Source organism: Bradyrhizobium sp. CCBAU 45321 (assembly GCF_028128975.1).
Taxonomy (GTDB): domain Bacteria; phylum Pseudomonadota; class Alphaproteobacteria; order Rhizobiales; family Xanthobacteraceae; genus Bradyrhizobium; species Bradyrhizobium yuanmingense.
The window spans coordinates 117,607-131,948 of sequence record NZ_LFKZ01000002.1; the positions used below are offsets into that span (position 1 = coordinate 117,607).

General features: G+C 63.9%; 16 protein-coding genes. 12 read left to right on the plus strand and 4 right to left on the minus strand.

All coding sequences use genetic code 11. The features are described 5' to 3' along the window. Positions 1 to 130: 130 nt before the first annotated feature. From ACM43_RS00565 to ACM43_RS00580, 4 genes are all read left to right on the plus strand, one after another. Positions 131 to 811, plus strand: a complete 681-nt coding sequence (locus ACM43_RS00565) for a Crp/Fnr family transcriptional regulator (protein ID WP_157285540.1) — start codon at positions 131 to 133, stop codon at positions 809 to 811. Between the two features lie 22 nt (positions 812 to 833). After that, positions 834 to 1,541, plus strand: a complete 708-nt coding sequence (locus ACM43_RS00570) for a helix-turn-helix domain-containing protein (protein ID WP_271537366.1) — start codon at positions 834 to 836, stop codon at positions 1,539 to 1,541. A gap of 61 nt (positions 1,542 to 1,602) precedes the next feature. Beyond that, positions 1,603 to 1,821: a DUF4287 domain-containing protein gene (locus ACM43_RS00575; RefSeq protein WP_036015710.1), complete on the plus strand. Its 219-nt coding sequence runs from the start codon at positions 1,603 to 1,605 to the stop codon at positions 1,819 to 1,821. Between the two features lie 10 nt (positions 1,822 to 1,831). Further along, positions 1,832 to 2,233 (plus strand): DoxX family protein, encoded by a 402-nt coding sequence (locus ACM43_RS00580; RefSeq protein WP_442869235.1) that lies wholly within the window; start codon positions 1,832 to 1,834, stop codon positions 2,231 to 2,233. Positions 2,234 to 2,252: 19 nt separating this feature from the next. Here the strand turns inward: ACM43_RS00580 and ACM43_RS00585 are convergent, their stop codons facing one another. Together ACM43_RS00585 and ACM43_RS00590 are read right to left on the minus strand one after the other, a co-directional pair. Beyond that, a complete protein-coding gene (locus ACM43_RS00585; protein ID WP_271537371.1) occupies positions 2,253 to 3,515 on the minus strand; it encodes an MFS transporter in 1,263 nt (420 codons plus the stop codon). A gap of 124 nt (positions 3,516 to 3,639) precedes the next feature. Then, positions 3,640 to 4,482: a uroporphyrinogen-III synthase gene (locus ACM43_RS00590; protein WP_271537373.1), complete on the minus strand. Its 843-nt coding sequence runs from the start codon at positions 4,480 to 4,482 to the stop codon at positions 3,640 to 3,642. A gap of 141 nt (positions 4,483 to 4,623) precedes the next feature. Here ACM43_RS00590 and purU point away from each other — a divergent pair, with 141 nt between their 5' ends. After that, positions 4,624 to 5,487, plus strand: coding sequence for a formyltetrahydrofolate deformylase (purU, locus tag ACM43_RS00595; RefSeq protein WP_036015720.1), 864 nt, complete (start codon positions 4,624 to 4,626; stop codon positions 5,485 to 5,487). A gap of 76 nt (positions 5,488 to 5,563) precedes the next feature. On the opposite strand, the gene ACM43_RS00600 is transcribed toward purU, so the two are convergent. Then, a complete protein-coding gene (locus ACM43_RS00600) occupies positions 5,564 to 5,845 on the minus strand; it encodes a hypothetical protein (protein WP_271537376.1) in 282 nt (93 codons plus the stop codon). Between the two features lie 576 nt (positions 5,846 to 6,421). Here ACM43_RS00600 and ACM43_RS00605 point away from each other — a divergent pair. The 6 genes from ACM43_RS00605 to ACM43_RS00630 all read left to right on the plus strand — a co-directional run bounded on the left by ACM43_RS00605 (position 6,422) and on the right by ACM43_RS00630 (position 12,304). Beyond that, the gene (locus ACM43_RS00605; protein ID WP_271537378.1) at positions 6,422 to 7,600 is read left to right on the plus strand and encodes an ABC transporter substrate-binding protein; all 1,179 of its coding nucleotides are present in this window, start codon (positions 6,422 to 6,424) and stop codon (positions 7,598 to 7,600) included. Positions 7,601 to 7,798: 198 nt separating this feature from the next. Beyond that, positions 7,799 to 8,668, plus strand: coding sequence for a branched-chain amino acid ABC transporter permease (locus ACM43_RS00610; RefSeq protein ID WP_036015727.1), 870 nt, complete (start codon positions 7,799 to 7,801; stop codon positions 8,666 to 8,668). A gap of 8 nt (positions 8,669 to 8,676) precedes the next feature. Next, the gene (locus tag ACM43_RS00615; protein ID WP_128266401.1) at positions 8,677 to 9,705 is read left to right on the plus strand and encodes a branched-chain amino acid ABC transporter permease; all 1,029 of its coding nucleotides are present in this window, start codon (positions 8,677 to 8,679) and stop codon (positions 9,703 to 9,705) included. Further along, positions 9,702 to 10,457, plus strand: coding sequence for an ABC transporter ATP-binding protein (locus tag ACM43_RS00620; RefSeq protein WP_271537381.1), 756 nt, complete (start codon positions 9,702 to 9,704; stop codon positions 10,455 to 10,457). Before ACM43_RS00615 ends, ACM43_RS00620 begins: the two co-directional genes overlap by 4 nt. Next, the gene (locus tag ACM43_RS00625) at positions 10,450 to 11,166 is read left to right on the plus strand and encodes an ABC transporter ATP-binding protein (protein WP_271537383.1); all 717 of its coding nucleotides are present in this window, start codon (positions 10,450 to 10,452) and stop codon (positions 11,164 to 11,166) included. The genes ACM43_RS00620 and ACM43_RS00625 overlap by 8 nt, the downstream gene beginning before the upstream one ends. Positions 11,167 to 11,185: 19 nt before the next feature. Further along, on the plus strand, positions 11,186 to 12,304 hold the full coding sequence (locus tag ACM43_RS00630) for a cobalamin-independent methionine synthase II family protein (RefSeq protein ID WP_271537385.1): 1,119 nt from the start codon (positions 11,186 to 11,188) through the stop codon (positions 12,302 to 12,304). A 234-nt stretch (positions 12,305 to 12,538) separates the two neighbouring features. Here ACM43_RS00630 and ACM43_RS00635 read toward each other — a convergent pair whose 3' ends face one another. After that, positions 12,539 to 12,757: a hypothetical protein gene (locus tag ACM43_RS00635; protein ID WP_271537387.1), complete on the minus strand. Its 219-nt coding sequence runs from the start codon at positions 12,755 to 12,757 to the stop codon at positions 12,539 to 12,541. A gap of 173 nt (positions 12,758 to 12,930) precedes the next feature. Between ACM43_RS00635 and ACM43_RS00640 the strand changes: the two genes are divergently transcribed. Then, positions 12,931 to 14,286 carry a hypothetical protein gene (locus tag ACM43_RS00640; RefSeq protein ID WP_157285531.1) on the plus strand — a complete coding sequence of 452 codons (1,356 nt, stop codon included), beginning with the start codon at positions 12,931 to 12,933 and terminating at the stop codon, positions 14,284 to 14,286. The last annotated feature ends 56 nt before the right edge of the window (positions 14,287 to 14,342 follow it).

Below are 14,342 nucleotides of genomic sequence, written 5' to 3' on the forward strand. Positions count from 1 at the left end.
GACAATTCTGCGACAAAGTTTGTCGGCCCGAGCGGGTCTTCATCTTTCGTCGGATGGATGGGCCGAAGCGATTTTGTTGCAGTGCAACAGGAGCAAGGGGTGACAGAACGGTGCGGCTGGCTTCGAGATCATGATTTCAGAGGATCATCTGAAGCGCATTGCCGCCTGGTCCCGTGAGCTCACACCAGACGAGATCGAGGTTGCGCGCGCCGGAATCACGGAACGGTCCTACGGCACCGGCGAGAGCGTGTTCATGCGCGGTGATATCTTTGCCTATTGGGCCGGCATGGTGGGCGGCCTTGCCCGCATGGGCGGGGTCTCGCGCGACGGCAAGGAGACCAGCCTTGCCGGGCTGACGGCAGGGGCCTGGTTCGGCGAGGGCAGCGTGCTCAAGAACGAGCCGCGCCGCTACGACGTGGTCGCGCTGCGCGACAGCCGCATCGCGCTGATGGAACGCAGCGCCTTCATGTGGCTGTTCGAGAACAGCGTCGGCTTCAACCGCTTCCTGGTGCGCCAGCTCAACGAGCGGCTCGGCCAGTTCATCGGCATGCTCGAGGTCAACCGCACGCTCGATGCCACCGCGCGCCTCGCCCGCAGCATCGCCTCGCTGTTCAACCCGATCCTCTATCCGGAATCGACCGCGCATCTGGAGATCACCCAGGAGGAGATCGGAGCGCTCTCCGGCATGTCCCGCCAGAACGCCAACCGCGCGCTGAACCGGCTGGAGAAGGAGGGGCTGCTGCGGCTCGAATATGGCGGGGTCACGATCCTCGATATCGCGCGGCTCGGGAGCTACGGGGAGGAACGATGATCTGCGCATTCCCGGTGCTTCCGTGCTCATAGAGTTCGACCATCGCACGTCGGACTCGCCCTACGTCGAGCGGGTATGGCGCAGCCGGAGCCGGTGTGGCGGCTCGTTCCTGTCGATGGCCGAGGGAAATATCGAGCTTGTGGTCACCAGGCTCCCGGAGCTTCTGGCGGTGACGCTCCGAGGGCCGGTCACCCGCGGGACACTCGTCGAGTGTCCCGCGAACGGCGAATGGCTCGCGATCCGGTTTCGGCTGGGAACCTACCTGCCGCAGATACCGACGAGCGCACTGATCGACCATCAAAATATGCAGTTGCCGGTGCTGCCCAACAGCCGTTTTCTGTTTTCGGGTCAAAGCTGGGACATTCCAGGCTATGACGATGCGGAAAGTCTCGTCGCTCGCATGGCGCGCGCGGGCGTCATCGCACGCAGCCACGCGACCGATGCGGCGATCGACGGCGACGTCGACTGGATGAGCCGGCGTTCGGTTCAGCGCCACTTTCGCCGCGTTACGGGCATGACGTTCAGCAGCCATCAGCAGATCCAGCGGGCGCGTCGCGCCGCGGCCTTGCTGGTGAGCGGCAGCTCCGCTCTCGACGCGACATCGGGTGCCGGCTATTTCGATCAGGCCCACCTCACCCGCTCGGTCAGGCAACTGATCGGCATGACGCCTGCGCGCCTCTCGCGCGAGCGGCCGCAATTGTCGTTTTCATACAAGACGACCGCGTCCTGACCGCAATATGCCTGGATCGCTCCGGCCGCGCTGGTGGAGCGAATATCGGAGGAGCGCTGCGGTGAGTTTCAAGGCCTATCTCGACAACATCCAGGCCAAGACCGGCAAGAGCCCGGACCAATTTCGCAAATGGGGCAAGGACCGGGGTTTTTCGACCGGGGCGGGATTGGCCGCCGGCGTGAAAGCGGGCGCCATCGTGGCCGCGCTCAAGGACGAGTTCGGCCTTGGCCATGGCCATGCAATGGCCATCGTCGCGCTTCTCAAGGGGAAGGCGTCGTAGGGTGATGACGATGTCCAAGTCGAAACATGTGGCCGGCTCCGTCATGAGCGGGCTCGTGATTGCCTTCATGTTGTTTGATGCCGGGATGAAGCTCGTCCCGCTGGACGTCGTGATCAACGCGACCGCCGAGCTCGGCTATCCCCCGTCGGCCGATCTGGCGCGCGCGCTGGGCGTGGTGGCGCTGGCCTGCATCGCGCTCTACGCTCTCCCGCGAACGGCCGTGCTCGGTGCGATCCTGCTGACCGCCTATATGGGCGGCACGGTGGCTGTTCACTTGCGGGTCGGCAACCCGCTCTTCAGCCATATGCTGTTCGGCGCCTATCTTGCTGGTCTTGCCTGGGGCGGTCTCTATTTGCGCGATTCGCGGGTGGCGGCGTTGCTTCCGCTGAGATCGCCGCCGGCGGAGGTCTGACGTCGTTGCGGGGACGCCGTCATCGCGCATTGGCCGGCGCGTGCGCCGGCCACAGATCGGCGCGCCAGCGGATCGCGATTGCCAGCATCGCGACGAATCCTGCGCCGGCATAGAGCGCGCCCGTCGCGGAATAGCCGATGGCGTCGATCAGGCTGCCGGCCGCGAGCAGTCCGATCGGCAAGCCATAGATCACCATCATGCGCACGCCCATGACACGGCCGCGCAGATGTGCGCTCGCGGTACGCATCAGGATGACGGCAGCCGAGATCATCGACATGCTCTGGGCGATACCGGCGAGGACGAGGCAGGCCATCGCCACCGGCATCGTCCTGACCTCGACGAACACCAGCAGCATGGCGTACCAGGCCAGCGTTGCGCCGATCAAAAGCCGGGCAATGCGTACGCCACCGACCAGGCTGAGCGTGATGGAGCCGATCAGCGAGCCGACGGCGAAGCTCGCCGAGAGATATCCGAGGCCGGTCTGGTCGGTGTGAAAGATCTCCCGCGCGATGTAGGGCAACAATCCGCCCGTGAAAGGAAATGCGGTGAGATTCGCCAGAAAAGCGACGCACAGCGCCGCGCGCATTGCCGGCCCGTTCCAGGCATAAACGATCCCCTCTTTGAGGTCGCCAAGCAGCCGCGAAACGGTGTGGCTGCTTGCGGGAAGATCGCTCGTGATGACGGTCCTTTTCGGCCGAGTCAGGCAGAGCATGAGAAGCGCTGCCGTGAAGTAAAGGCAGGCGATCGCCATATAAACGAGGCCGATACCGAGCACGGCGAACAGCCCGGCCCCTGTCAACGCTCCGGCAATGCGCGCGCTGTCCTGGGTCGTGCGCGCAACGCTGATGGCGCCTACCAGCTGCTCGGCCGGCATGATATCGGCGAGCAGCGCGCCGCGAACGCCGAGATCGGAGGGGCGGATCAAGCCCATGATCGTGACGATGATCATGACGCTCAGCGGCGACAGATGACCGCTCAGCGCCAGGACCATGATGGTCGACGACAGCGCCGTATAGGCAAGGCGCATGACGACCAGGAGATCGCGATGGCCGATTCGGTCGCCGATCATGCCGAACACGGGCGCGACCAATGTTCCGACGAACTGGAGTGAAGCCAGCAGCGTGAGCAGCAGCACCGAGCCGGTCTCGACGATGACGTACCAGCCGAGCACCAGCGTCTCGACCTCGAAGGCCCAGGAGGTGAGCAGATCGGACGGCCACTGGAAGCGGTAGTTGCGGATGCGGAATGGCGCGAGCGCCGAAGGTCGTGCAGTGGCGCTCACAACGCGATGACGCGTGTCACGGCGATTTCCTTAACCTTGTTGTTTCTTCTTGCTGTGGCGCAACCTAACGCTGGCGATGCCGGTGTCAATTGCAGCCGCCGCAGGCCGCCCCCGCGCTCGGCTCTTACCTCGCTGCGCTGGCCGCTTTCCTGTCGGCCAACGCAGTTGCCATGGCCGAGATCAGAGGACGCATGAAGTAGGCTTCGTCGGCGGGTGAGACGTCCGTGCGCAAGCCATGCGCTGCGAGCTCGCCGGAAACGGCCGGGCCGACCGATGCGATCAGCGTGCGTTCGAGACCTGCGCGCAGCTTCGTCTCGCTGCCACGCGCCTTGGCAATCTCGATCAGCCGGCGGACCTGGCCGAGATTGGTCAGGGCGATCGAGTCGATGCGTCCCTCTGCCATGTCGTCAATGGCGGCGACGATGTTGGCATCGGCAGCCTTGGAATCGTAGACGTAGGGCAGCACCGTATCGACGTCGGCGCCTTGCGCAGCCAGCGCGCCGGTCAGCGCGCTGTGATCCTTGTCGGGATAGAGCTGGAGACCGAGGCGCCGCCCCTTCAGGTGGAGTCTGGCCAGCATCTCGATCACGCCTTCGGTGGTCGGCTTCTCCGTGGTCTGCTGCGCCTCGAGGCCGATCTCGCGCAGTGCCTTGCCCGGCTTCGGGCCGCGGGTGAATTTTTGCGCTTTGGCGAGCACCGCGACAAGGGCGGCGTCGAGCCCGCGGGCACGGGCGAGCTTCATGATGCGGCGCAGGCCTTCGCCGGTCATCAGCACGAGATCGTCAAAGGGCTTGTCGATGGCGCGGCGGATCCAGGCCTCGACTGGAGCCGGATCCGGCGCATCATGGATGGTGAACATCGGGCATTGCACGACCTCGGCGCCTTGCTCGGCCAGAAGCTTGGAAAACTGCGCCTCCTCGCGCGTTTCCAGGATCAGGATGCGGTAGCCGTTCAAGCGGTCGGCCATGGCTGTGCTCCGTTGAGAATTCGCAATTGTCCGTTCATCCTGACTCCGCGGCTGGGATTGGCGCAAGGGCGGGTCGGTGCTAGAGCAGGGCGCAATCAGCTGGATCGTTCCGCTGCACAAACCTTCATCAAGAGCCGAGCCTTGCCCGACCATCAATATGTCCTGACCCTGTCCTGTCCGGATCGCCCAGGCATCGTCTCGGCGGTGTCGACGTTTCTTGCTCATAACGGACAGAACATCCTCGACGCCCAGCAGTTCGACGACGTCGAGACCAAGAAGTTCTTCATGCGGGTGGTGTTCACAGCGGCCGATCTTGCCGTGGAACTCGCGGCACTGCAGACCGGCTTCGCCGCGATCGCCGAGCGTTTCGGCATGGAATGGCAGATGCGCGACCGCGCTGCGCATCGCAAGGTGATGCTGCTGGTGTCGAAGTCCGATCACTGCCTGGTCGACATCCTCTATCGCTGGCGAACCGGCGAATTGCCGATGATTCCGACCGCGATCGTCTCCAACCACCCACGCGAGGTCTATGCCGGGCTCGATTTCGGCGGCATCCCCTTCCACCATTTGCCCGTCACCAAGGAGACCAAGCGCGAGCAGGAGACACAGATCATGGACCTCGTCGGCAAGACGAAGACCGATCTGGTGGTGCTCGCCCGCTACATGCAGATCCTGTCCGACGATCTCTCGGCAAAGCTGTCGGGGCGCTGCATCAACATCCACCACTCGTTCCTGCCGGGTTTCAAGGGCGCCAAGCCCTATCACCAAGCCCATGAGCGCGGCGTCAAGCTGATCGGCGCCACCGCGCATTACGTCACGCGCGATCTCGACGAGGGCCCGATCATCGACCAGGACGTCGAACGCATCAGCCATCGTGACACGCCGGAAGATCTGGTCCGCAAAGGCCGTGACATTGAGCGCCGCGTGCTGGCCCGGGCCATCCGCTACCATCTCGACGACCGCGTCATCCTCAACGGCCGCAAGACCGTGGTGTTCGTGGATTAGCGAATGGAGAGTGGCGAATAGTGAGTGGAAGCGGGAGAGCGCCCTATTCGCTACTCCCTATTCGCCATTCGCTTCCTCAGCGTCCCGCGCCAGACGACGTTGTCCCCGTCGCGCCCTTCTGGGCCTGTTCTTCCTTCTCGCGATCGGCCGCCGGCATCAGCCGCTTGCGCTCGCGCTCCTTCATGTAGGCATCGTATTGCGGGGTGCCGGGCCGCGGCGGCGCATCGGCGGGCAGGCCGCCGGCCCATTGCGGGACGTAGTCGCCCATCCCGGCGGAGAGCTTCTCGTTGACCGTCCCGCAGCCTGCGAGATTGAGCAGGGCGAGTGCGGCGGCGATCGAAAGCGAGAGAGAACGCATGAATATCTCTGGTCGTGCCCCCGACGGGGCGCGGATGGTGGAGCGCCATAGGCGTCAGCGGCAACCATATCTCTCAATACGTAAAATTGGCCTATTCGAGGGAGGTAAAGCTGTATACAGAGGAGGTATTATAATAGGCATATTTTGCACTTGATGAGGTCGCGGCAGTTGATACGGTATACACCGGGTATTTGTCATTGGACGGATCGTAGGACGGGGAATGCCACGGACGCACTTGAGATGTCCGGATTCTGCAAATGAGAGACTGAATCCTCCATCCCCGGTGTGGTGCGGCCCTCGTAGGCTGGCAAAGCCATCGCCCTCCGGCCCAGTGTCACAGGGCTTTTTCGTTGACAGGACCATTTCATTTGTACAATCGTACAAATAGCTCTCCGCCGTTGTTGAGGCAGATTGCGCGGCTTGCGCCGAATGGTCGCCCAACGTTCGATTGACAACGGGGTTGCAGAGGACGCCATGTGGCCGCACGGCATGGCTTGTCCGTGAGTGAAGCGCGGCAAGGACCGGGTACTCGGTCCGGCGCACAAGAGGTGAGGGAATGAAGGGGAGGGACATCTGATGTTCGAACGCAGGATTTTTTTACGCACCGCAGCGGTCGTTGCGAGCGCGGGCCTCGCGGCCGTCGCGCCTGCCAAGGCGCAAGACACGGTCAAGATCGGGCTGATCCTGCCGATGACCGGCGGCCAGGCCTCGACCGGCAAGCAGATCGAGAACGCGATCAAGCTCTACATGCAGCAGAAGGGCGACACCGTCGCCGGCAAGAAGATCGAAATCATCGTCAAGGACGACGCGGCGATCCCGGATAAGACCAAGACTGCCGCGCAGGAGCTGATCGTCAACGACAAGGTCAACTTCATCGCCGGCTTCGGCGTGACGCCGGCCGCGCTCGCCGCCGCGCCGCTGGCCACCCAGGCCAAGATTCCTGAAGTCGTGATGGCGGCCGGCACCTCCATTATCACCGAACGTTCTCCCTATATCGTGCGCACCAGCTTCACGCTGGCGCAGTCCTCGACCATCATCGGCGATTGGGCGGTGAAGAACGGCATCAAGAAGGTCGCGACGCTCACCTCGGACTACGCGCCGGGCAATGACGCGCTCAACTTCTTCAAGCAGCATTTCACGGCCGGCGGCGGTGAGGTGGTCGAAGAAGTCAAGGTGCCGCTGCAGAATCCCGACTTCGCTCCGTTCCTGCAGCGCATGAAGGACGCAAAGCCGGACGCGATCTTCGTGTTCGTGCCGGCGGGCCAGGGCGGCAACTTCATGAAGCAATATGCCGAGCGTGGCCTCGACAAGGCCGGCATCAAGGTGATCGGGCCGGGCGACGTCACCGACGACGATTTGCTCAACAACATGGGCGACGCCGTGCTCGGCACGGTCACCGCGCATCTCTATTCCGCGGCGCACCCCTCGCAGATGAACAAGGACTTCGTCGCGGCCTACAAGAAGGCCTTCGGCAACCGTCCGGGCTTCATGGCCGTGGGCGGCTATGACGGCATCCACCTGATCTACGAGGCGCTGAAGAAGACAGGTGGCGACACCAACGGCGACAAGCTGATCGAGGCCATGAAGGGCCAGAAGTGGGAGAGCCCGCGCGGTCCGATCTCGATCGACCCCGAGACCCGCGACATCGTGCAGAACATCTACATCCGCAAGGTCGAGAAAGTGGATGGCGAACTCTACAACGTCGAGTTCGCGACCTTCGAGGCTGTCAAAGATCTCGGCAAGACCAAGAAGTGACGCGCGAAAGCGCGTCATCCCGGGGCTCTCCTCACCTCTCCCGCTTGCGGGAGAGGTGAGCGCGGAGCGCCGGGTGAGGGTTCTCTCCTCGTCGGGAGTCCTCCAAGTGGAAAGACCCTCTCCCCAACCCTCTCCCGCAAGCGGGAGAGGGAGTGCAGCACGGCCCTTGGCCACACTTGAGATGACCCTCGACTGCCGATGACCGCAATCCTCACCAACCTGTTCGATGGCGTCGCTTACGGCATGCTGCTGTTCGTGCTCGCCTGCGGGCTCGCGGTCACGCTCGGCCTGATGAACTTCGTCAATCTCGCCCATGGCGCCTTTGCCATGGCCGGCGGCTATATCTGCATGGTGCTGGTCAACCGGATGGGTTGGCCGTTCTTTGCCGCTTTGCCGCTCGCTTTCGTCTCCTCGGCTGCAATCGGCATCGCGCTCGAACGGACGCTGTACCGTCATCTCTACGCCCGCAGCCATCTCGACCAGGTGCTGTTCACGATCGGACTGACCTTCATGTCGGTGGCAGCCGTCGATTACATCCAGGGATCCTCGCGGGTCTTCATCAATTTGCCCGCCGCGCTCCAAGGCCAGTTCGATCTGTTCGGCGTCGGTATCGGCCGCTACCGGCTGATGATCATCGTGATCTGCGGTCTGCTGACCATCGCGCTTCAAATGGTTCTGGCGAAGACGCGTTTCGGCAGCCGCCTGCGGGCGGCGGTCGATGACCCCCGCGCCGCGAGCGGTCTCGGCATCAACGTGCCGCAGGTATTCGCCTTCACCTTTGCCTTCGGTTGCGGGCTCGCCGGCCTCGGCGGCGCGCTCAGCGCCGAGATCCTCGGCCTCGATCCGTATTTCCCGCTGAAGTTCATGATCTACTTCCTGATCGTGGTCACCGTCGGCGGCTCCTCCTCGATAACGGGCCCGTTCCTCGCCTCGCTGCTGCTCGGCATCGGCGACGTCGCCGGCAAATATTACGTGCCGAAGATGGGCCCCTTCGTGATCTACACCATCATGATCGTGATCCTGATCTGGCGCCCGAACGGCCTGTTCGGCCGCACGGCCGCGCGTTGAGTGCGCCGATGAGCGCTGCTTCCGACGTCGGCCATCATGCCCAGCGCAAGGCGCGCTGGCACTACGGCGAAATCGCCTTCTGGCTGATCGTGCTGGCCTGCGGCTTCGCATTTCCCTCGCGCTATCTGATCATGACCGACATCCTGCGCCTCGCGCTGTTCGCGATGTCGCTCGATCTCATCCTCGGCTATGCCGGCATCGTTTCGCTGGGCCATGCCGCCTTCTTCGGCGTCGGCGCCTATGCCGCGGGGCTGCTGGCGCTGCACGGCATCGTCAAGGAGCCCGTGCTGGCGCTGATCGTCGCCGGCCTTGCCGCCATGGTGCTCGGCTTTGCCACCAGCTTTCTGGTGATCCGCGGCGTCGACCTGACGCGCCTGATGGTGACGCTCGGCATTGCGTTGCTGCTGGAAGCGCTCGCCGAGCGCTTCTCCAATATCACCGGCGGAACCGACGGCCTGCAGGGCATCGAGATGCAGCCGATCTTCGGCGAGATCCCGTTCGACATGTTCGGCAAGGCCGGCTTCTTCTATTCGCTGGCCGTGCTGTTCCTGCTGTTCCTGTTCGCCCGCCGCGTCGTGCATTCCCCGTTCGGCCTGTCGCTGCGCGCCATCAAGAACAATCCCCTCCGGGCCGCCGCCATTGGCATTCCGGTCAACCGTCGCCTGGTCGCGATCTATACGCTGGCTGCGTTCTATGCCGGCATTGCCGGGGCGCTGTTCACCCAGACGACCGCGATCGCCTCGCTGGACGTGTTTTCTATGGAGCGCTCCGCGGACCTGATGCTGGTGCTGGTCATCGGCGGCACCGGCTATCTCTATGGCGGGCTGATCGGCGCGGTGATCTTCCGCTTGCTCCAGGAATTGTTCTCGACCATCACGCCGCAATACTGGCAGTTCTGGATCGGCCTCGTGCTGGTCGTGATCGTGCTGGTCGGCCGCCAGCGCCTGCATCGCTGGGTGCTGTATGTGCCGAACCTGATCATCGGGCGGATTGCGGGGCGCAATGCGATCGTTGCCGTGCCGGAGAGCGATTCATGACCATCGCGCTCGAAACCCAAAATCTCGAGAAGCAGTTCGGCGGCCTCCGCGTCACCCGCGATCTGTCCTTGAAGGTCGAGCAGGGCGCCCGCCACGCGCTGATCGGCCCGAACGGTGCCGGCAAGACCACGGTCATCAACCAGCTCACGGGCGTGCTGAAGCCGAACTCGGGCCGCATCCTGCTCGAAGGTCAGGACATCACCGATCTGCCGGTGCACAAGCGCGTGCTGCGCGGACTGTCGCGCACCTTCCAGATCAATCAGCTCTATCCTGATCTCACGCCGCTCGAGACCATCGGGCTCGCGGTCTCCGAGCGCCTCGGCCATGGCGGCGACTGGTGGCGACGGATGGGCACGCGCAACGACGTCAATGGCGAGACCGCCGATCTGCTCTCCCGCTTCCATCTGCTCGACGTCATGAACGAAGAGACCGTGACGCTGCCCTACGGCAAGCAGCGCCTGCTCGAGATCGCGGTGGCCATTGCGGCCAAGCCGCGCGTGCTGCTTCTCGACGAGCCCGCCGCCGGCGTGCCCGAGAGCGAGCGCCACGACATTCTCGCCGTTGTGGGCAGCCTGCCGCGGGACGTCACCGTGCTCCTGATCGAGCACGACATGGACCTCGTGTTCTCCTTTGCTGATCGCATCTCGGTGCTGGTCTCGGGCGCGCTGCTGACCGAAGGCCCGCCCGAAGAGGTCGCGCGCGATCCGCAGGTGAAGGCGGTCTATCTCGGCGAGGAGGCGGTCGATGTCTGACCTGCTCGCGATCGATTCGCTTCGCGCCGGCTACGGCGAGGCGGTGGTGCTGCCGAAGATGACGCTCCGTCTCGCCGAAGGACAGGTGCTGGCGCTGCTCGGGCGCAACGGCACCGGCAAGACCACGCTGATCAACTCCATCGTCGGCGTCACGCGCCGCTTCGCAGGCTCCATTGCGCTGGCCGGCACCGATGTCACGGCGATGCGGCCCGACGAGCGGGCGCGCGCCGGCATCGGCTGGGTGCCGCAGGAGCGTAACATCTTCCGCTCGCTGACGGTGGAAGAGAACATGACCGCCGTAGCGCAGCCCGGTCCCTGGACGGTCGAGAAGGTCTACCAGATGTTCCCGCGGCTGAAGGAGCGACGGAGCAATTTCGGCAACCAACTCTCCGGCGGCGAGCAGCAGATGCTGGCGATCGGCCGCGCACTTACCCTCAATCCGAAAATCCTGCTGCTGGACGAGCCGACCGAGGGCCTTGCGCCCATCATCGTCGAGGAACTCTTGAAGGCGATCGGGACCATCACCCGGTCCGGAGGTATCTGCTCGATCATCGTCGAGCAGAATGCCCAAAAGATCTTGGGGCTCGCCGATCGCGTTGTGATATTGGAGCGCGGAACGATCGTCCACGACGCTCCGAGCGCCGCGCTGAAGACCGACCCCTCTGTCCTGGAGCGCCATCTCGGCGTGGCCGGGGCGGCGGCCCACTAAGATGTCCAGGGAGTGACACATGCAGCGAACCAAAGCCCCCTTCCGCGCCGACGAGGTCGGCAGCCTCCTGCGTCCGCCCAAGATCAAGGAAGCCCGTAGCCGGCTGGAAAAGGGCGAGATCTCGGCCGACGATCTGCGCAAGATCGAGGACGCGGAGATCGAGAAGGTCGTGCACAAGCAGGCCTCGATCGGGCTGAAGCTCGCGACCGACGGCGAATTCCGCCGCTCCTGGTGGCATTTCGACTTCCTGGCCAAGCTCACCGGCTGCGAGCTGTTTCACCCCGACACCGGCATCCAGTTCACGGGCGTGCAGACCCGTCACGATGCGGTCCGCGTCATCGGCAAGCTCGACTTTCCCGACAGCCACCCGATGCTGGACCACTTCCGCTTTCTGAAGAAGGTCGCGGACCAGGCCCACGTCACCGCCAAGATGACGATTCCCTCGCCGGCGGTGCTCCACTTCCGCGGCGGGCGCAAGTCGATCTCCAAGGAGGTTTATCCCGATCTCGACGCCTTCTACGAAGATCTCGGCAAGACCTACTGCAAGGCCGTGAAGGCGTTCTACGACGCCGGCTGCCGCTATCTCCAGTTCGACGACACCGTCTGGGCCTATCTCTGCTCGCAGGACGAATTGCAGAAGGCACGCGAGCGCGGCGATAATCCAGATGGGCTGCAACAGATCTATGCGCGCATCATCAACTACGCGCTGGCGGAGAAGCCGGCCGACATGGTGGTGACGACCCACGTCTGCCGCGGCAATTTCCGTTCGACCTGGATTTCTTCGGGTGGCTACGAGCCGGTGGCCGAGACCATGCTCGCCGGCACCAATTACGACGGCTACTTCCTGGAGTACGACAGCGACCGGGCCGGCGGCTTCGAGCCGCTGCGCTTCCTGCCCAAGGGCAACAAGGTCGTCGTGGTCGGCGTCATCACCTCGAAGTTCGGCGAGCTCGAGAAGAAGGACGACATCAAGCGCCGCCTGGAAGAAGCCGCCAAGTTCGCCCCGCTGGAGCAGCTCGCGCTGTCGCCGCAATGCGGCTTTGCCTCGACGGAAGAGGGCAACATCCTCTCCGAGGAGGAGCAGTGGGCCAAGCTCAGCCTCGCGGTCGAGATCGCGAAGGAAGTGTGGGGGCAGTAAGGCTCCGCCGTTAAGGCTCACCCGTGTCCCGGACGCGCAGCAACGCTCCAGCGTTGCTGCGCAGAGCCGGGATCCATGCTGCTCGACTTGCTGCGCGGAGCTATAGGCCTCAGCTCTGCAGCGCACCGCTGAGAAGCGCTGCGCTGCGTCCGGGCACGAGTCACTTTCTCCGCCAGATAGACTTAACAGAGAGGAGTTCGACCATGGGCACGTGCTTGTTCTTCGTGGTCGAGATCACCTTGCCGCGCCTGGCTTTGCCGCGATTGAGCTCGTGCCGCTCGGCGGGCCGTGCCCCTGCACCTCCCACGCGATGATTCCTTCGCAGGCATTGATCATCTTGTCCGCCGGCGTCGTGTCCGCCGTGCAGCTCGGCTCGAGCTGATTGTGCGTGCCTGCCCGACCGCCGGCGGACCACAGGATCGCGGCGAGCAGGGCGACCGGGCAGGCGCGCACGGTAAGGACGCGATCAGAGGAGAAGCGCCAGTTGTTACTCGGCGGGGCCAGAGTGGGGCGCGGCTCGCGGCCGGAGCAAACTGTGAAGGAGGCGCTTGGATCCGCTATTCCCTCAGTGGGCAGATTTTGCTAGGAGATTGGTCCCAATCCGTCTGCCCACCGATTTCCCACTCATGAAGAACGACGAAATACTGAGCCAGATCACCGACTTCTGCCGCAAGGCGGACATGGCGGAATCGACGTTCGGCCGGCGTGCGGTGAACGATGGGAAGCTGGTGCACCGCCTGCGCGAGGGAAAGCGCATCACCATCGACACGCTGGAGCGGATCCAGGCCTATATGGCGGCGTCAATGGCCGGCGGCGTGCCGCCGCCGCGGGGACTTCAAGTGCCGCCCGAGAAGCGCGATCCGCGCGGCAATTTCCGCTTCTTCGAGAACCGTCAGAAATACCTGCTGTTCGTCCACACCTGCAGCGAAAAGCGGGTGATCGCGGACCGCGTCGCGCTCGAGCTTGCCTCCATCCATCCGCGCCCGCCGGCGCTGCGTCTGTTCGACGCCGGCGTCGGCGACGGAACGGTGCTGGCGCGGGTGCTGCGCGCCACGCACCAGCGCTTTCCGCACATGCCGTTCTACGTCGCGGGCAAGGAGCTCAGCCTGGAGGATTTGCGCCTGACGCTGGAGAAGGTGCCGGACCGCATTTTCGAGCACCCGGCATCGGTGTTCGTGTTCACCAACATGTTCTACGCCGAGGCGCCCTGGCTGACCCCAGCATCGCCTGCTGCAGCCGCTGCCACCGTCTGGCACGAGGTGCCGCTCCGCGGCGCTTCGTCGGGCGAGTTCGAGCAGCAGATCGCGGAGCTGAGGCCGTTTCTGGAGCAGAACTGGCGCGCTGCGATCAGCTCACGCACGGCCATGCCGCTCTACGAGCGGCCTGTCGTTCTCGTGCTCTATCGCGAGGACCACAGGTTCCTGCTGGATTCGACCATTCCGCGGCCGGGCCAGACTGAGGCCAATTTCGACCTCGTCATCGCATCCCAGCCCTACCGAGCCCTGTCATCGGTCAATTTCCGGGCCAAGCGGATCATTGCACCTCTGGCGCGGGCGCTGCGGCCGGGCGGCAGGCTGATCGGAATCCACTCCCATGGGCAGGATCCAGGCATGGAAATGATCCAGGCGATCTGGCCGGGAGAAAACCCTTTCTCAGTCAGCCGTCATGAGCTACTGCGTGCCGTTAAGTATGAACTTGGATCGGTGGGCCGCGACTTAAATTTTAATGCATACGCGGACAATCGTTCGATCTTCAGGTATGATATGGAAGCTCTGCCCAACGAGGTCACCGGCACCATCGGAACCTCGACGGCCTTTGCAGCGTGGAATGCGGCGGTGTATGTCGCTCAGATTGAGGACGACCGATTGACAGAAATGACTCAAAGCGGCCGCACTCTGGATGCCGCCAGGGATGTGCTGCGGAAGTACAACGGGCTCTGGTTTCTCGACGAATCCTACGTCATCTCGCGCCGGCGTGATTGACATCATCAAAAGTAAACATCGCAAACGCCCGCCGGCTAGCGGCGGAACAAGGGGTT